Source organism: Streptomyces sp. M41(2017) (genome assembly GCF_002078175.1).
Classification (GTDB): Bacteria; Actinomycetota; Actinomycetes; order Streptomycetales; family Streptomycetaceae; genus Streptomyces.
The window spans coordinates 4,418,801-4,439,140 of sequence record NZ_MWFK01000001.1 but is presented as its reverse complement, the minus strand read 5'-3'; the positions used below and the strand labels follow the sequence as shown (position 1 = coordinate 4,439,140).

The 20,340-nt window shown below is 71.1% G+C and carries 17 protein-coding genes and 2 pseudogenes; 8 read left to right on the top strand and 11 right to left on the bottom strand.

The genetic code is table 11. From position 1 onward, the window contains the following. The first annotated feature begins 25 nt into the window (after nt 1-25). On the top strand, nt 26-841 hold the full coding sequence (locus tag B0675_RS19445) for a chitosanase (RefSeq protein WP_241539814.1): 816 nt from the start codon (nt 26-28) through the stop codon (nt 839-841). Nucleotides 842-911: 70 nt separating this feature from the next. Here the strand turns inward: B0675_RS19445 and B0675_RS19440 are convergent, their stop codons facing one another. The 7 genes from B0675_RS19440 to B0675_RS19410 form a co-directional block, all read right to left on the bottom strand. Beyond that, nucleotides 912-2,261: a nucleobase:cation symporter-2 family protein gene (locus B0675_RS19440; RefSeq protein WP_277625252.1), complete on the bottom strand. Its 1,350-nt coding sequence runs from the start codon at nt 2,259-2,261 to the stop codon at nt 912-914. A 322-nt stretch (nt 2,262-2,583) separates the two neighbouring features. Beyond that, nucleotides 2,584-3,960, bottom strand: coding sequence for an 8-oxoguanine deaminase (locus B0675_RS19435; RefSeq protein ID WP_081220087.1), 1,377 nt, complete (start codon nt 3,958-3,960; stop codon nt 2,584-2,586). 187 nt (nt 3,961-4,147) lie between these two features. Next, entirely contained in the window at nt 4,148-5,071 is a 924-nt protein-coding gene (gene pucL / locus B0675_RS19430) for a factor-independent urate hydroxylase (protein WP_081220086.1), read from the bottom strand. A 5-nt stretch (nt 5,072-5,076) separates the two neighbouring features. Next, entirely contained in the window at nt 5,077-5,478 is a 402-nt protein-coding gene (uraH, locus tag B0675_RS19425) for a hydroxyisourate hydrolase (RefSeq protein WP_081220085.1), read from the bottom strand. Then, nucleotides 5,475-5,990: a 2-oxo-4-hydroxy-4-carboxy-5-ureidoimidazoline decarboxylase gene (uraD, locus tag B0675_RS19420; RefSeq protein ID WP_081220084.1), complete on the bottom strand. Its 516-nt coding sequence runs from the start codon at nt 5,988-5,990 to the stop codon at nt 5,475-5,477. The genes uraH and uraD overlap by 4 nt, the downstream gene beginning before the upstream one ends. A 174-nt stretch (nt 5,991-6,164) precedes the next feature. Beyond that, a complete protein-coding gene (locus B0675_RS19415) occupies nt 6,165-6,533 on the bottom strand; it encodes a helix-turn-helix domain-containing protein (RefSeq protein ID WP_081220083.1) in 369 nt (122 codons plus the stop codon). Continuing rightward, nucleotides 6,530-6,790 carry a hypothetical protein gene (locus tag B0675_RS19410; RefSeq protein WP_081220082.1) on the bottom strand — a complete coding sequence of 87 codons (261 nt, stop codon included), beginning with the start codon at nt 6,788-6,790 and terminating at the stop codon, nt 6,530-6,532. The genes B0675_RS19415 and B0675_RS19410 overlap by 4 nt, the downstream gene beginning before the upstream one ends. A 229-nt stretch (nt 6,791-7,019) precedes the next feature. On the opposite strand from B0675_RS19410, the gene B0675_RS19405 reads away from it, so the two are divergent. From B0675_RS19405 to B0675_RS19390, 4 genes are all read left to right on the top strand, one after another. Continuing rightward, complete coding sequence (locus B0675_RS19405; RefSeq protein ID WP_081220081.1) at nt 7,020-7,859, top strand: TIM barrel protein; 840 nt, start codon at nt 7,020-7,022, stop codon at nt 7,857-7,859. 44 nt (nt 7,860-7,903) lie between these two features. Continuing rightward, entirely contained in the window at nt 7,904-8,800 is an 897-nt protein-coding gene (locus tag B0675_RS19400) for a 2-hydroxy-3-oxopropionate reductase (protein ID WP_081220080.1), read from the top strand. Nucleotides 8,801-9,027: 227 nt separating this feature from the next. Next, nucleotides 9,028-10,485, top strand: a complete 1,458-nt coding sequence (locus B0675_RS19395; protein WP_081220079.1) for a catalase — start codon at nt 9,028-9,030, stop codon at nt 10,483-10,485. A gap of 484 nt (nt 10,486-10,969) precedes the next feature. After that, nucleotides 10,970-11,215 carry a hypothetical protein gene (locus tag B0675_RS19390; protein ID WP_081220078.1) on the top strand — a complete coding sequence of 82 codons (246 nt, stop codon included), beginning with the start codon at nt 10,970-10,972 and terminating at the stop codon, nt 11,213-11,215. A 343-nt stretch (nt 11,216-11,558) separates the two neighbouring features. On the opposite strand, the gene B0675_RS19385 is transcribed toward B0675_RS19390, so the two are convergent. Both B0675_RS19385 and gcl read right to left on the bottom strand, forming a co-directional pair. Then, nucleotides 11,559-12,470, bottom strand: a complete 912-nt coding sequence (locus B0675_RS19385; RefSeq protein ID WP_081220077.1) for an alpha/beta fold hydrolase — start codon at nt 12,468-12,470, stop codon at nt 11,559-11,561. A 116-nt stretch (nt 12,471-12,586) separates the two neighbouring features. Further along, nucleotides 12,587-14,371, bottom strand: coding sequence for a glyoxylate carboligase (gene gcl, locus B0675_RS19380; protein WP_081220076.1), 1,785 nt, complete (start codon nt 14,369-14,371; stop codon nt 12,587-12,589). A gap of 245 nt (nt 14,372-14,616) precedes the next feature. On the opposite strand from gcl, the pseudogene B0675_RS42005 reads away from it, so the two are divergent. Next, nucleotides 14,617-14,868: pseudogene (locus B0675_RS42005) on the top strand (hypothetical protein); the annotation flags it as partial. Between the two features lie 585 nt (nt 14,869-15,453). Next, nucleotides 15,454-15,825, top strand: a pseudogene (locus tag B0675_RS19370) (hypothetical protein); the annotation flags it as partial. 69 nt (nt 15,826-15,894) lie between these two features. On the opposite strand, the gene B0675_RS19365 reads toward B0675_RS19370, so the two are convergent. Further along, on the bottom strand, nt 15,895-17,499 hold the full coding sequence (locus B0675_RS19365; RefSeq protein ID WP_081220075.1) for an AMP-binding protein: 1,605 nt from the start codon (nt 17,497-17,499) through the stop codon (nt 15,895-15,897). Then, nucleotides 17,496-19,175: an AMP-binding protein gene (locus B0675_RS19360; protein WP_081220074.1), complete on the bottom strand. Its 1,680-nt coding sequence runs from the start codon at nt 19,173-19,175 to the stop codon at nt 17,496-17,498. The genes B0675_RS19365 and B0675_RS19360 overlap by 4 nt, the downstream gene beginning before the upstream one ends. A gap of 101 nt (nt 19,176-19,276) precedes the next feature. Between B0675_RS19360 and B0675_RS19355 the strand changes: the two genes are divergently transcribed. Beyond that, nucleotides 19,277-20,140: a helix-turn-helix transcriptional regulator gene (locus B0675_RS19355; RefSeq protein ID WP_081220073.1), complete on the top strand. Its 864-nt coding sequence runs from the start codon at nt 19,277-19,279 to the stop codon at nt 20,138-20,140. The last annotated feature ends 200 nt before the right edge of the window (nt 20,141-20,340 follow it).

Below are 20,340 nucleotides of genomic sequence, written 5' to 3'. Positions count from 1 at the left end.
CCATCACTCCCCTACCGGAGGCACCGTGAACACCCCCCACATAGGCACCTCGCGTCGCGCCCTGCTCGGCCTGCTCGGCGCGTCGCTCGTGGCCGTCCCCCTCCTCACCACCCAGAGCGCGACGGCCGCGCCCGTCGGACTGGACGACCCGGCGAAGAAGGAGATCGCCATGAAGCTGGTCTCCAGCGCGGAGAACTCCTCGCTGGACTGGAAGGCGCAGTACAAGTACATCGAGGACATCGGCGACGGCCGCGGCTACACCGCCGGCATCATCGGCTTCTGCTCCGGAACCCACGACATGCTCGACCTCGTCGAGCTGTACACCCAGCGCAAGCCCGGCAACGTACTGGCCAAGTACCTGCCCGCGCTGCGTGAGGTGGACGGCAGCGACTCCCACGAGGGACTGGACCCCGGCTTCCCCGCCGACTGGCGCAAGGCCGCTCAGGACACCGCGTTCCAGCAGGCCCAGAACGACGAGCGCGACCGGGTCTACTTCAACCCCGCCGTGAAGCAGGGCAAGGCCGACGGCATCGGCGCGCTCGGGCAGTTCACCTACTACGACGCCATCGTCATGCACGGCGACGGCGGCGACAGCACGAGTTTCGGCAGCATCCGCAAGCGCGCGCTGGCGAAGGCCAAGCCCCCGGCCCAGGGCGGCGACGAGGTGACGTGGCTGAACGCCTTCCTCGACGCGCGGGTGTGGGCCATGAAGCAGGAGGAGGCCCACTCCGACACCAGCCGCGTCGACACCGAGCAGCGGGTCTTCGTCCGCAACAAGAACCTGAACCTGAACACGCCGCTGGACTGGAAGGTCTACGGCGACAGCTACCACATCGGCTGATCCGGCCGGGGAACGGCGGAGGGCGCGGCACGTCCGCGTGCCGCGCCCTCCGTGTGCCGCAGCCCTTCGGTCAGTGGGCCGGTACCGCCTTGAGGTCCTCGCCCGCCTCCATGGGATGGGTGACCTCGCCGGCGTCCTCGCGGCCCCTGCCGAGGTGGTTGAAGACGAGGTTGAGGACCACGGCCGCGACGCAGCCGGTCGAGATGCCGGAGTCGAGGACGATCCGCGCCGTCTCCGGGAACGCGTGGTAGAAACCCGGCGCGGTGATCGGGATGATGCCGACCGCGAGGGAGACGGCCACGATGAGCACGTTGTTGTCCTTCTCCAGGCCGGCCCTGACCAGGGTCTGGATGCCGCTGGCCGCGACCGAGCCGAAGAGGACGACCCCCGCGCCGCCGAGCACCGGGCGCGGCACCACGGCTATCAGGGACGCCGCCATCGGGCACAGCCCCATCAGCACCAGGAAGCCACCGCCGGTGGCGACGACGTACCGGCTGCGGATGCGGGTCATCGCGACCAGGCCGATGTTCTGCGCGAAGGCGCTGCACATGAAGCCGTTGAACAGCGGGCTCAGGGCCGAGCCCAGGGTGTCGGCGCGCAGTCCGGCCGCGATGGTCCTCTCGTCGGCCGGCCGCTCGACTATCTCGCCGAGCGCCAGCATGTCCGCGGTCGACTCGGTCATCGAGACGACCATCACCACGCACAGCGAGATGATCGCGGCGAGGTGGAACTGCGGGGCGCCGAAGTGGAACGGCGTCGGGAAGCCGACGACGTCCGCGTCGGCGACCGGGCCGAAGTCCGTGACACCGAACGGGATCGCGACGAGCGTGCCGGCGACCAGGCCGAGCAGGACCGCGATCTGCTTGACGAAGCCGCGGGTGAAGCGGCGCAGCAGCAGGACGATGACGAGGGTCACTCCCGCGAGACCGAGGTAGGTCTGCGAGCCGTAGTCGTGCGCGGCGGGGTCGGGGCCCTGCGCCCAGCCGAACGCGACCGGCAGCAGGGAGACGCCGATGAGCGTGATGACGCTGCCGGTGACGACGGGTGGGAAGAAGCGGACGGCCTTGCTGAAGAAGGGGGCCGCGATGAAACCGAGGACTCCGGCGACGATGACCGCGCCGTAGATGATCGGCAGGGCGTCGCTCTTGTCCTTGGCGGCGGCGACGACCGCGGTCATCGGGGCGACGCCGGCGAACGTGACGCCGTTGACGAAGGGCAGCCGGGCTCCGATCTTCCAGAAGCCGAGCGTCTGGAGGAAGGTGGCGAGGCCCGCGGTGAACAGGCAGGCGCCGGTGAGGAAGGTGAGTTCGGTGGCGGAGAGACCGATGGCGGCGCCCACGATCAGGGGCGGCGCGACGACTCCGGCGTACATGGCGGCCACGTGCTGCAGACCGCTCGTCGCCATCTTCAGGGCGGGCAGTTTCTCGTCAACCGGGTGCTTCGACTGGCCAGGTGCTCCAGTTGCTCCAGTTGGTCGTGCATCGGTGCTGGGCTCGGGCTGGGCGGCCACGGCGGCTCCTCCGGTCGGGTACACGTCGCCGTCGACGTGGGTGTCAGGGAGGTGATGCGCGGTCGTGCGGGACCGGGACGATGACCGTCGCGGGGACGCGGTGTCCACGCGGCGGAGACCGTTCCGGGGCGCGCACGTCCATGCACGCCCCGGATACGGCCGCCATGGACCCCGCTCGGGTCCACGGCTACCGGCCGAGGGCCGTCCCCCTCGGCCGGAGATCTTCGGTTGGTCAGGCCTGCGCGGCGATCCGCGCGAGGCGCTGCGCCTCCGCCCGCGTGGAGCGGGCGATGGCGTCCTCGTCGACGTTGAGGAGCCGGCTGTCCTCGACGACCGGCTTTCCGTTGACGAGGGAGAGGGAGACCGGCGCCGCAGCGCCGAAGACGAGCGCCGTCACCGGGTCGGCGATCGACGCGTGCGCCAGGGTGTCCAGGTTCCACAGCACGAGGTCGGCGAGCTTGCCCGCCTCCAGGGAGCCGATCTGGCTCGCGCGGCCGAGCACCTGGGCGCCGCCGAAGGTGCCGAGACGCAGCGCCTGACGGGCGTTCAGGGCGGCCTCGCGGTGGGCGCCGAGACGGTTGATGAGGAGCGCGTTGCGCAGTTCGGTGTGGAGTTCGCCGGACTCGTTCGAGGCGGTGCCGTCGACGCCGAGGCCGACCGGGACGCCCGCGGCGAGCATGTCGGGGACCCGGGCGATGCCGGCGGCGAGCCGGGCGTTGGAGGACGGGCAGTGGGCGACACCGGTCTTCGTGCGGGCGAAGGCGGCGATGTCGGAGTCGTTCATGTGGACGCAGTGCGCCATCCACACGTCCTCGCCGAGCCAGCCGGTCGACTCGAAGTAGTCGGTCGGGCCCATCCCGAACAGTTCCTTGCAGAACTGCTCCTCCTCGACGGTCTCCGAGCCGTGCGTGTGGAGCCGTACGCCCTTGCGGCGGGCCAGCTCGGCGCCCTGCTTCATGAGTTCGGTGGAGACGGAGAAGGGCGAGCAGGGCGCGACGGCGACCTGGGTCATGGCGTCGAAGGAGGCGTCGTGGTGCTCGTCGACGGTCGCCTCGGTGGCGGCGAGCGCGCCGTCGAGGGTCTCGACGGCGAAGTCCGGCGGCAGTCCGCCGTCCTTCTCGCTGCGGTCCATGGAGCCGCGGGCGAGGGTGAAGCGGACACCGGTCTCGCGGGCGGCCCGGATGATGGCGCCGGACAGGTCGCCGGAGCCCTTCGGGAAGACGTAGTGGTGGTCCATGGCCGTGGTGACTCCGCCGCGCGCCATCATGGCGAGGGAGCCCTGCGCGGCCGAGTAGGCCATCTGCTCGTCGATGCGCGCCCAGGTCGGGTACAGCGCGACGAGCCAGTTGAAGAGGTTGTGGTCCGTGGCGAGGCCGCGGGTGATCCACTGGTAGAAGTGGTGGTGGGTGTTGACCAGGCCGGGGGTGGCCAGGTGCCCGGTGCCGTCGATGCGGCGGACCACGTTCTCCAGGTTCTCGGGGGCCTTTCCGGCGCCCACCGACTCGATCCTGTTGTCGGCGACGACGATGTGCCCCGAGACGTACTCGGTGTCGTCCGCGTCCACGGTCGCGATGGCGCAGTTCTCGATGACGATGCGCTGGACTGCCACGGCGGTTCCTCGTTCTTCCCATTGGTGGACGGACCCGGGGGCCGAGCGGGGTGACGACCGGGTCCGTGGTGCTGTGTTGCGCAGATGCCCCCGCTCTCCCCTGGGACTTGACGCCGGCGCACGCGTCGGGGCTGGGCTGTAGCGGAAGTACCGCGGGGGGCGGCCCGTGCGGACCGCCCGTGCAGTACTACAGGTTGGTGAGGTCCACCGGGATGTGCGGCTCGCAGCCGTCGCGCAGGATGGTGGCTTCGATCAGCCCGTACGGACGGTCGGCCGCGAAGTAGACCTCGTTGTCGTTCTCGAGGCCGAACGGCTTCAGGTCCACCAGGAAGTGGTGCTTGTTCGGCAGGGAGAAGCGGACCTCGTCGATCTCGCTGCGGTTGTTGATGATCCGCGAGCCCATCTGGTACAGGGTCTGCTGGAGCGAGAGCGAGTAGGTCTCCGCGAAGGCCTGGAGCATGTGCTTCCTGACCTGGTCGTAGGACTTCTCCCAGTTGGGCATCTTCTGGTCGTCGCCGGTCCAGTTGAAGCGCCAGCGGCTGGAGACCTGGGTGGCCAGGATGCGGTCGTAGGCCTCCTGGAGCGTCGTGTACTTGTCCTTGACGTAGCCCCAGAACTCGGAGTTGGTCGAGTTCATCACGACGAGGTCCTTCAGGCCCGAGATGACCTCCCAGTTCTCACCGTCGAAGGTGATCTGGGTGACCCTGGTCTCCTGGCCCTTGCGGACGAAGGAGTGCTTGACCTCGTCGGCGCCGATGAAGCGGGAGTTGGCGTCCGAGGTCGCGATCCGCTCCCAGGAGTACTCCTCGATGCGGATGCGCGCCTGCTTGATCGGCTCCTGGCTGGTGACGAAGTGCCGGGCCAGGTGGATGCCGAACTGCTCGGCGGACTCGATGCCGTGCTCCTTGGCGAAGGCGTACACCGTGTTCTTGGTGGTGTCCGTCGGCAGGACGTTCGCGTTGGAGCCCGAGAGGTGGACCTCGGACATGTCGCCGCTGAGCGCGACGGACACGTTCAGGTCCTTGATGTGGTGCGTGTCGCCGTCGCGGGTGATCTTGACGACGCGGTTCTCGGCCTTGCCGTACTGGTTCTGTCCCAGAATCGTGGGCATGTCTGCTAGCTCCCTCGGTAAACGGAGTAGCCGAACGGGTTGAGCAGCAGCGGTACGTGGTAGTGCTCGCCCGGCCTGACGGCGAAGGTGATGGCCACCTCGGGGAAAAACGTCTCGCTGTCCCGATTCGCGGGGGCGTCCTGCTGCGCATCGGCTTGCTGTGTCGCTGATTCCGACTCGAAGTACGCCTCGACCGCGAAGTCGAGCCGTACGTGGGTCGTGCCCTCCGGCAGCGCCGGAAGGTCCTTGCACCGGCCGTCCGCGTCGGTCGCGGAACCGCCGAGCGCCCGCCAGTCGGCCTCGCGCCCGGCGCGGGCGGCGAGTTGGACGGCGACGCCCCCGGCGGGGCGGCCGACGCTGGTGTCCAGGATGTGGGTGGACACGGAGGCGGTGGTGTCGGTGCTCATGCCTCTTCTTCCTGTACGAGATTGCCGAGCCGGATGCGGTTGATCTTCCCCAGTTCGACGCGGACGATCTCGCGCTCCTGCTCGGAGGAGTTGCCGATCCGCTCCTTGACCGCGTCGCGCATCTGCTCGCCGGTCCGGCCGGTGGCGCAGATGAGGAAGACGTGGCCGAACTTCTCCTGGTAGGCCAGGTTCAGTTCGAGCATCTCCTCCTTGAGTTCCTCGGAGGCGCCGGCCATGCCGCGCTGCTCCCGCGAGGAGGTCGGGTCGCCGGGCTTCGGCCGCCCGATGGGCGGATGCCCGGCCATCGCCTCGGCCAGGTCCGCGTCGGTCAGCTCGGCCATGGCGGCGTCGCTCGCGGTGTACAGGTCGTCGGCGGTGGCGTACGGGCGGGCGGCGAGGAGCCGCTCGGCCCACGCCCGGGAGGCGCATGCCTCGTGGAGCGCGGCGAAGGCCGCGTTCCGTGCCAGTGCGTTGAACCGGGCGAGGCCGCCAGGTGTCGTACTCGACGTCACGGGAAGCCTCCGTGGCCTTGTGCTGGACGGGCTGCGGATAGCTAACGCTCTCGGAAACACCACGTCAACACTTTGTTGAAAACTTCGGGTAACAAAAACCGCCGCCCGGAGGGTCCGGGCGGCGGCGGCCGACGGCGGGCAGAAGCCCGTCGTCGGCCAGGGCGTTGTCGCTGGTCAGGCGCCCTTCTCGCGGTTCAGATAGTTGTAGACGGTGAAGCGGCTGACACCGAGCGCACCGGCCACGGTCTCCACGCCGTGCCGCACGGAGAACGCGCCGCGCGCCTCCAGGATGCGGACGACCTCCTGCTTGGCCCTGCGGTCGAGGTCCGCGAGCGGCTTGCCCTGCTTGCGCTCCAGGGCGGCGAGGATGTGGTCCAGCGAGTCGGCGAGCTGGGGCAGGCGCACGGCGACGACGTCGGCGCCCTCCCAGGACAGCACCACGTCGTCGGCGCCGGCCTGGTCGGGCGGCAGCATCTCGCCCCCCATCGCGTCGACCAGCGGCTTGACCGCCGTGACGAAGGGGTCGTCCCCGATACCGGTCACTTATCGCCCTCCCCGACGGCACCCACGACGTTGACCTGGAGGGAGACCCGGGTGGCGCCCGCCTCCAGGGTTCTGCGCAGCAGCGCGTCGACCGCGGTCAGCACGGAGTCCGCGCCGCCTTCCGCGGTGTTGCCGAACGGGCCGACATCCACGGCCTCCAGGTCGGCCGCCTCGATGACCTCGCGGGCGACCAGCGCGTGCCGGGGCGCCTCGTCGAGATCGAAGGGCTCGGTCGTGAACTCCACTCTCAATCGCACGGGCTCAACCTACTGCGCGGCGCCGCCACCCCGGCAGTCCCCTCCGCACGGGGGCGGCTTTCCGGTGGCACCCCCTTGACAAGCTCCGACACACGACGGCAATCTTCCATTAAGCAGAAACGAAATTCCGCGATACGGAATCTCCGGACTCCGCGAACACGGAGTCGCTGCGAAACAGCCGGCCCGGCCGACAGCACGGCCGCCAGTACGGAAGGGAGCGCCGACCCCCATGGGATTCGCAGACCAGCGCTTCAACGTCAACCTGTCGATCCTCTTCACGGAACTCCCGCTCCTGGAGCGCCCCGCGGCCGCCGCCGCGGCGGGCTTCACCGCGGTCGAGCTGTGGTGGCCCTGGGTCGACTCCCCCACCCCCGAGCAGTCCGAGCTCGACGCCCTGAAGAAGGCGATCGAGGACGCGGGCGTCCAGCTCACGGGCCTGAACTTCTATGCCGGGCAGCTCCCGGGTCCGGACCGGGGCGCCCTGTCGCTCCCCGGCGAGGAGTCGGAGCGTTTCCGCGCCAACATCGACGTGGCCGCCGACTTCGCCCGTTCGCTCGGGTGCACGGCGCTCAACGCGCTGTACGGCAACCGGGTCGAGGGCGTGGACCCGGCCGAGCAGGACGCGCTCGCACTGGAGAACCTGGTCCTCGCGGCCCGCGCCGCCGACCGCGTCGGAGCGATCCTCCTGATCGAGACGCTCAACCGGCCCGAGTCGCCGCTCTATCCGCTGGTGAGCGCCCCGGCCGGCATCGCGGTCGTCGACAAGGTCAACGAGGCGACGGGACTCGGCAACGCCAAGTTCCTCATGGACCTCTACCACCTGTCCATGAACGGCGAGGACCTCCAGCAGGTGATCGCCGCGTACGCCGACCGGACCGGTCACGTGCAGATCGCCGACAACCCCGGCCGGGGCGCCCCGGGCACCGGCACGCTCCCGCTGGAGGAGCTCCTCGACCAGCTGGCCAAGGCCGGCTACGAGGGCTTCGTCGGCCTGGAGTACAAGCCGGGCGACCGGCCGAGCGCGGAGGCCTTCGACTGGCTGCCCGCCGCCGCCCGAGCCGCCCGCTGAGCGGCACCCCGAAGACGTAGCAGAGATTCCAGAGAGGCACCCTCATGAGCAACACGAATCTGCCCAAGGTCGCGTGGATCGGTCTCGGCATCATGGGCTCGCCCATGGCGGAGAACCTGATCAAGGCCGGGTACGACGTCACCGGCTTCACCCTGGAGAAGGACAAGCTGGAGCGCCTGTCCGCCGCCGGCGGCACCGCCGCGGGGTCGATCGCCGAGGCCGTCCGGGACGCCGACGTGGTCATCACGATGGTGCCCGCCTCCCCGCAGGTCGAGGCCATCGCGTACGGCGCCGACGGCATCCTGGAGAACGCGAGGTCCGGCGCGCTGCTGATCGACATGTCCTCGATCACCCCGCAGACCTCGGTGGACCTCGCGAAGGCGGCGAAGGACAAGGGCATCCGTGTGCTGGACGCCCCGGTCTCGGGCGGTGAGGCCGGTGCGATCGAGGCCGTGCTGTCCATCATGGTCGGCGGCGAGCAGGCCGACTTCGACACGGCGGAGCCCCTCTTCGAGGCGCTCGGCAAGACCATCGTGCTGTGCGGTCCGCACGGCTCGGGCCAGACCGTGAAGGCCGCCAACCAGCTGATCGTCGCCGTGAACATCCAGGCGTGCGCCGAGGCCGTGGTCTTCCTGGAGAAGTCCGGCGTCGACCTGAAGGCCGCGCTCGACGTCCTCGGCGGCGGCCTCGCGGGCTCCACCGTGCTCGCGCGCAAGAAGGACAACTTCCTGAACCGCGACTTCAAGCCGGGCTTCCGCATCGACCTGCACCACAAGGACATGGGCATCGTCACGGACGCCGCCCGCAACGTCGGTGCCGCGCTGCCCGTCGGCGCCGTGGTCGCCCAGCTCGTCGCCAGCCTGCGCGCGCAGGGCGACGGCGGCCTGGACCACTCCGCGCTGCTGCGCGCGGTCGAGCGCCTCTCCGGCGCGCAGATCTGAACGAGGCGACGAGCCGGCCCGGTTCCGTCCGGGCTCCCGAACCTCCGGGCCGCGGTGGCGCTGACACCTGTCCTGTCGCGCCCAGGCGCCACCGCGGCCCGGATCCCCTTCAACAAACTGTTGACGTCTCGTTCGCCCCGAACCTAGGCTCCACGAAGCGGAAGTGGTCCACATAGCGGAAGAAGGTTTCCGCTGACCCCGCTGCCCACACGTACGGAAGGTCCACGATGTCGAAGCGCGTGCTCACGACCGAGTCCGGCGCCCCAGTCGCCGACAACCAGAACTCCGCCACCGCCGGCGTCGGTGGCCCGATCCTCCTCCAGGACCAGCATCTCCTGGAGAAGCTCGCCCGCTTCAACCGTGAGCGCATCCCGGAGCGCGTGGTGCACGCCCGCGGCTCCGGCGCGTACGGCTACTTCGAGGTCACCGACGACGTCACCGGCTTCACGCACGCCGACTTCCTGGACACGGTGGGCAAGCGCACCGAGGTCTTCCTCCGCTTCTCGACCGTCGCCGACAACCTCGGCGGCGCCGACGCGGTCCGCGACCCCCGCGGCTTCGCGCTGAAGTTCTACACCGAGGAGGGCAACTACGACCTCGTCGGCAACAACACCCCGGTCTTCTTCATCAAGGACCCCATCAAGTTCCCCGACTTCATCCACTCCCAGAAGCGCGACCCGTTCACGGGCAAGCAGGAGCCGGACAACGTCTGGGACTTCTGGGCGCACGCCCCCGAGGCCACGCACCAGGTGACCTGGCTGATGGGCGACCGCGGCATCCCGGCCTCGTACCGGCACATGAACGGCTACGGTTCGCACACCTACCAGTGGACGAACGCCGAGGGCGAGGCCTTCTTCGTCAAGTACCACTTCAAGACGAACCAGGGTGTCCGCAGCCTCTCGAGCGAGCAGGGTCAGGAGCTCGCGGGCAAGGACCCGAACTCCCACCAGACGGACCTGCTCCAGGCGATCGAGCGCGGCGTGAACCCGTCCTGGACGCTGCACGTGCAGCTCATGCCGGCGGCCGAGGCGGCGGACTACCGCTTCAACCCGTTCGACCTCACCAAGGTGTGGCCGCACAAGGACTACCCGCTCCAGCGCGTGGGACGGCTGGTCCTGGACCGCAACCCCGACAACGTCTTCGCCGAGGTCGAGCAGGCCGCGTTCTCCCCGAACAACTTCGTTCCGGGCATCGGCCCCTCCCCCGACAAGATGCTCCAGGGCCGGCTGTTCGCCTACGCGGACGCGCACCGCTACCGCCTGGGCGTCAACCACACGCAGCTCGCCGTGAACGCGCCGAAGGCCACGACCGCGCACAACTACGGCCGTGACGGCCTCATGGCGTCCAACGCCCAGGGCCGCGCCGCGAAGAACTACGAGCCGAACTCCTACGACGGCCCCGTCGAGACCGGCCGCCCGCTGGCCGCTCCGCTCGCCGTGAACGGCCACACCGGCACGCACGAGGCCCCGCTGCACACCAAGGACGACCACTTCTTCCAGGCGGGCGAGCTCTACCGGCTGATGTCCGAGGACGAGCGCTCACGGCTCGTGGCGAACATCGCCGGCGGCCTCTCCCAGGTCTCCCTCGACGACGTCATCGAGAAGAATCTCGCCCACTTCCACGCCGCCGACCCGGAGTACGGCAAGCGCGTGGAGGAGGCGGTCCGCGCCCTGCGCGAGGACTGATCCCGGCTCGCGTGCCGCCTCTGACGGGAGGTCAGGGCGGCGCGCGTAGCCCGCGGAAACCATGCGGCCCGGATGAGGGGTGGCCGCAGGACCATCCGCGGGCGAGGCGAGGACCGCGGCGGCATACGAGCCAGTGCGGTGGTGAAGGTTCCGCGACCCCCTTCTCGACCTGAGGGAAGAGGCGTCACGGTTCCGTCGCATCCGCCGCGGTCCCAGCCACACCCGTTCCACCGGCCCGTACGGGCCCCACACGCCCCGTCCGGCGGCGCGAACGTCCTGTCGCGCCCAGCCTCGCGCCGTCGGACGGCAACAACCTCACAGCACGAACAGCCTCACAGCTCACCGGCCGGGTGCCGGGTACGGACGGTCCCGTACCCGGCACCCGGCCGTCGGCGTCGAGGGCCCGGCGGGCCGCTCCGCGGCGGGACCTCCGGGTGCGGAATACGGCCGGGCGCAGCAGCCTGGGAGCATGGAGGCTGACGGCATGGACTTTCCCCGGACGGTGGTGCACCCGCCCGGCCTGGACGGATCGCGGCGGGTCACCGCGGGCGACCGGTTGCTCGGCATCGCGTACCACCTGGACGACGTGGTCGAGATCCTGCGCCAGGCGGACGTCGACCTCGACGCGATCGAAGTCGAGAAGACGGACATCATCGAGTGGGTGGGCGGCGGTCCCGACGACTGGCCCGGGCTCTCCGAGTACCCGGAGGACGGAGTCCCCGGGCGGTGAGTCCGGCGGCACACGAGAGCGCCCGGCTCGGCGGCGCGCTGCCGGAAGCACCCGGGCGCCGAAACGGGCGGCAAACGGGCCCTGGACGTACACCAGCGGGCGTAGCGGGCCTACGGAACCCTCAAATCAAGCTCTGAACACCGCCCCGGGGGCTTCAACTCCCGCCGGTTGGGGCCCATTCTCGGCACACGGGGCCCGCCGGCACGGGGGCGGCGGGTCCCGCACGGGGGTACGGGGAAGCACGGGAACGACAGCGCGGCGGCGAAGGCCCGGGGGCCTTCGACCGTCGCGCTGTCACGTGCGGGACCTCACCGGCTTCGGTGCCCGTCACTTCCGACGGGGTTCACCCGCCGCGGGGACGGCTGGGGCTTCTGACGCGGCTCGGGGCGACGGCTCCCGGATCGTCCAGGAAGGGCAGGACGTGCCGCAGGAAGAGTCCCGGGCGTTCGTTGTACGGTTCGTGGCCGGTCGGCAGCAGTACGCTCGACGCCCGTGCGGGAAGCGCGCGCCGGGCGCGGCGGCCGTCGAGAAGCGCGGGGACGACCGGGTCGCGGCTCCCCCACAGCAGCAGGATCGGCAGGTCCAGACCGGCCGGGTCGGCGAGCCCGAAGCCCGGGTCGGCCAGAGCGCGCCAGATCGCGCAGTGCACGGCCAGCCTCCGCTCCTCGTAAGGGAGTTGACGGGTGCGGGCGTACGTCTCCCGCGCGCTCGGCGAGCCGAGGCGGCCGAGGTAGACGCGGGCCAGGGGGACCACCAGGCGGCGGGCGCGGACGGGACGGCCCATCACCTCGCGGCAGAACCAGCGGGTGAGCGCGGTGTGCCGGGTGAAGCCCGCGGGGTCCACCAGGACGAGCGCGGTGACCGCCGCGGCGCGCGGACCCTGGGCGAGCCGGCAGGCGACATAGCCGCCGACGCTGTTGCCGAGGACGGCGATCCGGCGCACCCCGTGGCGTGCGGCGAGCACGTCGATCACCCGTTCCGCGACGGCCACCAGACCTTCGGGAGTGACCCGTTCGGGGTCGCGCGCGGTCGAGCCGCCGTAGCCGGGCCAGTCGACGACATAGGTGCGGTGCCGGTCGGCCAGGGCGGGCAGCACGGCGTCGAAGTCGCGTCCGTCGCCGGGGTTGGCGTGCAGCAGGAGCAGTGCGGGCGCCTCGGCCCGGTCAGGACCCCGCCCGGGCCCGGTGGGGCCGACGGGCTCCGCGAGGCAGCGTACGGCGATGTCGCCGAGGGGGGTGGGGACGGTCATCCGCATGAGCCGAGGATGCCGGAAGGGTCCGCTCCTGGGAACAACGCGCCGGGGCGGCCCATCCTCCCGGGATGGGCCGCCCCTTCGTTCACGCGGTTGCTTCTGTTCGGGTGTGGGCCGCGTCAGACCTTGAGGGTCCGGATCGAGGTGGGCGTGTGGCCCGGCTCGGTCGCGACCTCCTCGAACTCCACGACGGCACTGATGTCGTTGGTCTTGCTCATGGCGATGTTGGTGACGCGCTCCAGGATCGCCTCGACGACGACGGGGACCTGGAACTCGGCGGCGAGCTTCTTCGCCTGCTCGAAGGCGGCGCCGAGTTCGCTCGGGTCGGTGACCCGGATCGCCTTGCAGCCGAGCCCCTCGACGACCTTCACGTGGTCGACGCCGTAGACGCCGAGCTCCGGGGAGTTGATGTTCTCAAACTCCAGGTTGACCTGGAAGTTGATGTCCAGACCGATCTGCGCCTGCCGGATCAGGCCCAGGTAGGCGTTGTTCACGAGAACGTGGACATAGGGGATCCGGTGCTGGGCACCGACGGCCAGTTCCTCGATCATGAACTGGAAGTCGTAGTCGCCGGAGAGAGCGACGACCTGCGCGTCCGGGTCCGCCTTGGCGACACCGAGGGCGGCCGGGATCGTCCAGCCGAGCGGGCCCGCCTGGCCGCAGTTGATCCAGTGGCGCGGCCGGTAGACGTGCAGCATCTGGGCGCCGGCGATCTGCGAGAGGCCGATGGTGGAGACGTACCGGGTCTCCGGTCCGAAGGCCTTGTTCATCTCCTCGTAGACCCGCTGCGGCTTGATCGGGATGTCGTCGAAGTGCGTGCGCCGCTGGAGCGTGGCCCGCTTCTCCTGTGCGGAGGCGGACCATGCGGAGCGGTCGGGCAGCTTGCCCGCCGCCTTCAACTCCCGTGCCACCTCGACGAAGAGCTCCAGAGCGGCCTTGGCGTCGGAGGCGATGCCGAACTCCGGGGCGAAGATCTTGCCGATCTGGGTGGGCTCGATGTCGACGTGCACGAAGGTGCGGCCGGCGGTGTAGACGTCCAGCTTGCCGGTGTGGCGGTTGGCCCAGCGGTTGCCGATGCCGAGGACGAAGTCGGACTCCAGGAACGTCGCGTTGCCGTAGCGGTGCGAGGTCTGCAGGCCCACCATGCCGGCGTTCAGCTCGTGGTCATCGGGCAGGATGCCCCAGCCCATGAGCGTCGGGACGACCGGGGTGCCGGTCAACTCGGCGAACTCGACGAGGAGTTCGGACGCGTCGGCGTTGATGACGCCGCCGCCGGCCACGATCAGGGGGCGCTCGGACGCGTTGAGCAGTCCGATCGCCTTCTCGATCTGGGCGCGGGTCGCGGCCGGCTTGTACGCCTGGAGCGGCTCGTAGGTGTCGGGGTCGAACTCGATCTCGGTGAGCTGGACGTCGATGGGCAGGTCGATGAGGACCGGCCCGGGGCGCCCCGAGCGCATCAGGTGGAACGCCTGCTGGAAGACGCCGGGGACCTGCGCGGCCTCCAGCACCGTGACGGCCATCTTCGTGACGGGCTTGGCGATCGACGCGATGTCGACGGCCTGGAAGTCCTCCTTGTGGATCACCGCGGTCGGCGCCTGGCCGGTGATGCACAGGATCGGGATCGAGTCGCCGGTCGCGGAGTACAGGCCGGTGATCATGTCGGTGCCCGCCGGACCCGAGGTCCCGATGCAGACGCCGATGTTGCCGGGGTGCGTACGGGTGTAGCCCTCGGCCATGTGGGAGGCGCCCTCGACGTGCCGGGCGAGGGTGTGGTTGATGCCGCCGGACGCCTTGAGCGCCGCGTAGAAGGGGTTGATCGCCGCACCCGGGACGCCGAACGCGTTGCTGACGCCCTCGCGCTTGAGGATCTCGACTGCCGCGCGGGCAGCGGTCATACGAGCCATGGAGTTCTCCTGCTTCGGATGTCGGATTCTCCCGCTCCCGTCGCGCCCCGCGGAGAGCTTTAGATTCCGTATTGCGGAAACTAACTTCTACTATCTGGAAGCAATGTAGGCGGAGGAGGAGGGAGCGTCAAGGGCGGGCCGCCCTTCCCGTCCTGTCGCGGGACGTCGGGCCGTTTCGCTGCCGAAGGCGGCCCGGCTGGAGGACGATGGGCACGCTGACCCGACGTGACGTCCTGGAGTGGGCCATGGCCGAGAGCGTGCCCGTGCGGTGTCCGGCCTGCCGCCGCGAGCACCGGTACGCGGCGCAGTCCTATCCCTGTGTGTGCGGGGTGCCCGTCGCGCCCTCGCTCGACGCCCTGGTGGAACCGACGGTCGTGACCGTGCGCGCGTGGGACGACGAGTGGGCCACCGTGCGCTGCGGGGCCTGCGCCCGCGAGACACAGTGGCCGCACCCGGAACTGGGCTGCGACTGCGGGACGATGCTGCGGATCCCCGTCCGGGCGGCCGGGGCGCTTCCTCCCCCGCGGGACACGGACCGCGCCACCGGGCCCGATCGCCGTGCCGGCGCCGACGCGGGCGGACCCGCGGCCCACGACCTCCCCGGTGGCCTGCCGGCCGAGGGCGACATCCGTCGGCCCACCGGCCCTGACCACCGCACTGACGCGGGAACCGAGGAGGTCCGGGCTCCCGTCGGGGATGAGGAGAGGCCCAGGAGCGGCGGTCGACACGGAACGCCGTCCGTCGACGGCCCGGCGCATCCGGGCGGCGGCGGAGCCGGGACGCGGGACACGACCCCCGCCGAGGCCGCCGCCCCGGCGGCCGACACCGGCCGGGACGAGCGCCGCGGCGCCGGCGACGAGGCGACGGCGGACACCCCGGACCGAAGCCCGGACGCGGGACACGACACCCCGCCCGGCGAGGGCCACGACCTCGGTGCCGGCGCGACCACGGGCATCGGTCCGGACGGGGGCCGGGACGCGAGTGACGACGGTGCGCCGGGCACCGGCACCGGCACCGGCACCGGCACCGGCGTGACGGTGGATGGCGGGACGTCGGACGACGGTGCCGGACGGCGGGGCCCGTTCCGGCCCGTGACCATCCGGACCGCGCGGGACGCGGTCACCGCCGCCGCGCTGTATCTGCGCTGGCTGGGCTACCCCGACGTCCGGCGCGCCGACCAGCGGCCGCCCTCGGGGATCGGGCTCGCCGCGCGCGGCATCCTGGCGCAGGTCGACCCCACCGTGCGCCCGGCCTCGCTGCGGGACGTGGAGTGCCTGTGGCTTACGGCGATGACGGAGTCGGCGGCCTGCGTGTACTTCTCCCTCGCGGGCTACGCCGAGGACGCCCTCGCCCGGGCCGACGCCCTCGGCGTACCGCTGTTCGTCCTGGACCTCACGGGCACCCCGCAGCCGGTGAACAGCCCGGCCGACGACCTGGTCGCGGTCGGGGGCTGACCACCGGCGGGGAACCCGCGGACCCGGGCCCCGGGACCGGCAGCCGCGCGCCCATCCGCACCCGGGGCCCTACTCGGCGTACGTCTCCCGCAGTTCGACCTTCCGCACCTTGCCCGACACCGTCATCGGGAAGGACTCCAGGACCCGCAGCCGGCTGGGGATCTTGTAGTGCGCGAGCCGGCCCTCGCAGTAGGCCCGCAGTTCCTCCAGCGTGAGCGGGTCCGCCGGGTCGCGCGGGATGACACAGGCGAGCACCTCCTCGCCGTAACGCTCGTGCGGGATGCCGACCACCTGGACGTCGGCGATCTTCGGGTGGGCGTACAGGAACTCCTCGATCTCGCGCGGGTAGATGTTCTCGCCGCCGCGGATGATCATGTCCTTGATGCGGCCGACGATCTCCACGTAGCCGTCCTCACGCATCGTCGCGAGGTCCCCGGTGTGCATCCAGCGCCCGTCGTCGACGGCCTCGGCGGTCCGCTCGGGCTCCTCCCAGTAGCCGAGCATGACGCTGTAGCCGCGGGTGCACAGCTCTCCGGAGCTGCCGCGCGGCACGGTCACGCCGTCCGGGCCGACGACCTTGACCTCCAGGTGCGGCAGGACCCGTCCGACGGTGCCGGTGCGGTGCTCCAGGTCGTCGTCCCGGCGGGTCTGCAGGGAGACCGGGGAGGTCTCGGTCATGCCGTAGCAGATGGACACCTCGGCCATGTGCATCTCGGCGACCACCCGTTTCATCACCTCGACCGGGCACGGCGAGCCCGCCATGATGCCGGTGCGCAGGGTGGACAGGTCGTACGTCGCGAAGGCAGGAAGGTTCAGCTCGGCGATGAACATGGTGGGGACGCCGTAGAGCGAGGTGCACTTCTCCCGCTGCACGGCCTCAAGGGTCGCCGCCGGGTCGAACGACGGCGCCGGGACGACCATGCACGCGCCGTGCGAGGTCGCCGCCAGATTCCCCATCACCATGCCGAAGCAGTGGTAGAAGGGCACCGGGATGCAGATGCGGTCCTGCTCGGAGTAGGCGACCGACTCTCCCACGAAGTAGCCGTTGTTGAGGATGTTGTGGTGGGAGAGCGTGGCCCCCTTGGGGAAGCCCGTGGTGCCCGAGGTGTACTGGATGTTGATGGGGTCGTCGCAGGACAGCTCGGCCGCGCGGGCGTGGAGGTCCTCGTACAGGTCGGGGGTCCCGCGCCGCACCAGCCCGTCCCAGCTCGGGTCACCGATGTAGACGGTCTCCCTCAACTCCGGACAGGCGCCCCGCACTTCCTCGACCATCGCCCGGTAGTCGCTGCCCTTGTGGCTGAGGGAGGCGAACAGCAGCGAGATCCCGGCCTGCTTGAGGACGTACTCGACCTCGTGGGTGCGGTAGGCCGGGTTGATGTTCACCATGATCGCGCCGACGCGGGCGGTGGCGTACTGGACGAGCACCCACTCGGGGCAGTTGACGGCCCAGATGCCCACCCGGTCGCCCTTGGCGACGCCACTGGCGAGCAGCGCGTACGCCAGCTCGTCGACGGCGGCGCCGAACGCGGCGTACGTCCAGCGGCGACCGGACGGCACGTCGACGAGCGCCTCGCGGTCCGGCCAGGCAGCCACCGCGCGGTCGAGGTTGGCGCCGATCGTGTCGCCGAGCAGCGGGGTACCGCTCGTCCCGTGCGTGTACGACGGTTCACTCACCGGAAGTCCTCCTCGCGGTACTCGGCGTCCGAGCCGGCGGCCGTGGCCTCGCGCAGCTCGATCCGGCGGATCTTGCCGGAGACGGTCTTGGGCAGCTCGCCGAACTCCAGGCGGCGGATGCGCTTGTAGGGCGCGAGCACCGAACGGGCGTGCTCGAAGAGCACCTTGGCGGTGTCGGGCCCCGGCTCGTAGCCGGCGGCGAGGACGACGTACGCCTTCGGGACGGCGAGGCGCAGTGCGTCGGGGGCCGGGACCACGGCGGCCTCGGCGACCGCCTCGTGCTCCAGGAGCGCGCTCTCCAGCTCGAACGGCGAGATCTTGTAGTCGGAGGCCTTGAACACGTCGTCGGCGCGGCCGACGTAGGTGATGTAGCCGTCCGCGTCGCGGGAGCCGATGTCGCCGGTGCGGTAGTAGCCGCCCGCCATCGACTCGGCCGTACGGTCCGGTTCGCCGTGGTAGCCGGTCATCACGCCCACCGGGTGGTCGGACAGGTCGAGGGAGATCTCTCCCTCGGACGCACCGGGCGCGCCGGACACGGGGTCGAGGAGTTCGACGCGGAAGCCGGGGCTGGGCCGGCCCATGGAGCCGGTCTTGAGCGGCTGGCCGGGGCTGTTGGACACCTGGACGGCGGTCTCCGTCTGCCCGAAGCCGTCCCGGACGGTGACGCCCCAGGAACGCCGGACCTGCTCGATGACCTCGGGGTTCAGCGGCTCGCCCGCGGCGACGGCCTCGCGCGGCGGGGTGCGCAGCTGGGTCAGGTCGGCCTGGATGAGCATCCGCCACACGGTGGGCGGGGCGCAGAAGGTGGTGACGCCCGCGCCGTCCATCTCCGCCATCAGGCGGCCCGCGTCGAAGCGGGTGTAGTTGTGCAGGAACACGGTCGCCTCCGCGTTCCACGGAGCGAAGAGGTTCGACCAGGCGTGCTTGGCCCAGCCGGGCGAGGAGATGTTCAGGTGCACGTCGCCGGGCCGGAGGCCGATCCAGTACATGGTGGACAGGTGGCCGATCGGGTACGAGACGTGGGTGTGCTCCACCAGCTTGGGCCGGGCGGTGGTGCCCGAGGTGAAGTAGAGCATCAGCGGATCGTCCGCGTGGGTGGGCCCGTCGGGCTCGAAGGCGGCGTCGGCCGCGGCCGCGTCCTCGTACGACTGCCAGCCGGGGCGCGCGCCGCCGACGGTGACGCGGGTGTAGCGGCCGGGCACGGCGTCGAACTTCGCGGCGTCCTCGGTGCGTACGATCACGTGCCGCACCCGGCCGCGCTCGACCCGGTCGGCCAGGTCGGCGGGACCGAGGAGCGGGGTGGCGGGGATCACGACGGCCCGCAGCTTCATCGCGGCGAGGGCGGTCTCCCACAGCTCGACCTGGTTGCCGAGCATGACGAGGACGCGGTCCTCGGCCCGCACGCCCAGCTCGCGCAGCCAGGTGGCGACCCGGTCGGAGCGCTCGGCCATCTCGGCGAAGGAGACCTGGACGCGGTCGCCGTTCTCCTCGACGATGTGCAGGGCGGTGCGGTCGTTGCCGCGCGCGATGACGTCGAACCAGTCGAGGGCCCAGTTGAAGCGTTCCGGACGGGGCCAGCGGAAGCCCTCGTAGGCCGTCGTCCAGTCCTCGCGGTGCTTCAGCAGGAAGTCCCGCGCGGCGCGGAACTCCTCCGTCGCACCCGTGGTCGCCGTCATGTTTCCTCCTCGTTGCCGGACCGCCGCCTACCATCGTGTATTCCGTGATGCAGGTCTCACCACCCCCGGACGGGGGTGCGCCGCGACGAAGGGGCGAGCAGGTGGCAGCTGACACAGCCGAGGCGGTGGAGGTGCGGGGCGCGCTGGTGCGGCTGCGCCGCGCGACGGGGCTGCCCGTCGCCTTCGGCGGCCTGGTCGACCCGGGCGGCCGGCTGATCCGCATCAGCGAGCTGAGCGGCACGTCGACGGCGGCGCTGAGCTCCCTCGGGGTCTCCTCGGGCAACGGCCTGGGCGGCAAGGCGGTGGCTCTCGCCCGGCCGTGCGCGGTGACCGACTACTCGGCGTCTCGGCAGATCAGCCACGAGTACGACATGGCGGTGGCGACGGAGGGGCTCTGTTCCGTCCTCGCCGTCCCGGTGGTCGTACGACGGCGGGTGCGCGGTGTGCTGTACGGGGCTCTGCGTTCGCCGCAGCCGCTCGGTGACCGCACGCTCGGGGCGGCCGTCGCGGCGGCCCGGGACGTGGAGCAGGCGCTGGTGGTCCGGGACGAGGCGCGGGCGCTGCTCGGCGTCGTCCGCGCGTCCGGCCCCGCGGCGGACGGTGCCCGCGGCACGGGCGGCGCGGCCTGGGAGGAGGTGCGGGAGGCGCACGGGGCACTGCGGGCGCTGGCCCCGCGGATCGCCGACCCGCGGCTGCGGGACGAACTGCTGGCCGTGTGCGGCCGGCTGGCCGGTGCCGCGGCACCGGCCGAGGAGGCGGCACCGCGGGACGCGGGTCTCGCGCCCCGCGAGCTGGACGTCCTCGCGTGTGTGGCGGCGGGCGCGACGAACGCGATCGCCGCCGCCCGGCTGGGCGTGCGTCCGGAGACGGTGAAGGGGTATCTGCGCTCGGCCATGCGCAAGCTCGGCGCCCACACCCGTCTGGAGGCGGTCGTCGCCGCGCGCCGTGCCGGGCTGCTGCCGTGACAGGAACACGTGTCCGTGACGGTGGCGCGCGCGCCGCCGTTGCGGGACGCTTCGTTCCGCGGGGTGGCGAGGCCCGCCGGTCCGGCGGAACTGCCGTCCTGGGGGCTGCCATTCAATCCGTCGTGCTCTGAAATCAGCTATGCGGAGCCGTTGTTATTTCCCTCACCACCCCGACTGTCCGAAATTCAAAGAGACATTGC

What these genes read in the sequence shown, in the direction of transcription:
- B0675_RS19400 (WP_081220080.1), top strand. Translation starts at nt 7,904, where the DNA reads ATGAGCAACACGAATCTGCCCAAGGTCGCGTGGATCGGTCTCGGCATC.
- gcl (WP_081220076.1), bottom strand. Translation starts at nt 14,371, where the DNA reads ATGGCTCGTATGACCGCTGCCCGCGCGGCAGTCGAGATCCTCAAGCGC.
- pucL (WP_081220086.1), bottom strand. Translation starts at nt 5,071, where the DNA reads ATGCCCACGATTCTGGGACAGAACCAGTACGGCAAGGCCGAGAACCGC.
- B0675_RS19390 (WP_081220078.1), top strand. Translation starts at nt 10,970, where the DNA reads ATGGACTTTCCCCGGACGGTGGTGCACCCGCCCGGCCTGGACGGATCG.
- B0675_RS19405 (WP_081220081.1), top strand. Translation starts at nt 7,020, where the DNA reads ATGGGATTCGCAGACCAGCGCTTCAACGTCAACCTGTCGATCCTCTTC.
- uraH (WP_081220085.1), bottom strand. Translation starts at nt 5,478, where the DNA reads ATGAGCACCGACACCACCGCCTCCGTGTCCACCCACATCCTGGACACC.
- B0675_RS19385 (WP_081220077.1), bottom strand. Translation starts at nt 12,470, where the DNA reads ATGCGGATGACCGTCCCCACCCCCCTCGGCGACATCGCCGTACGCTGC.
- B0675_RS19395 (WP_081220079.1), top strand. Translation starts at nt 9,028, where the DNA reads ATGTCGAAGCGCGTGCTCACGACCGAGTCCGGCGCCCCAGTCGCCGAC.
- B0675_RS19360 (WP_081220074.1), bottom strand. Translation starts at nt 19,175, where the DNA reads ATGACGGCGACCACGGGTGCGACGGAGGAGTTCCGCGCCGCGCGGGAC.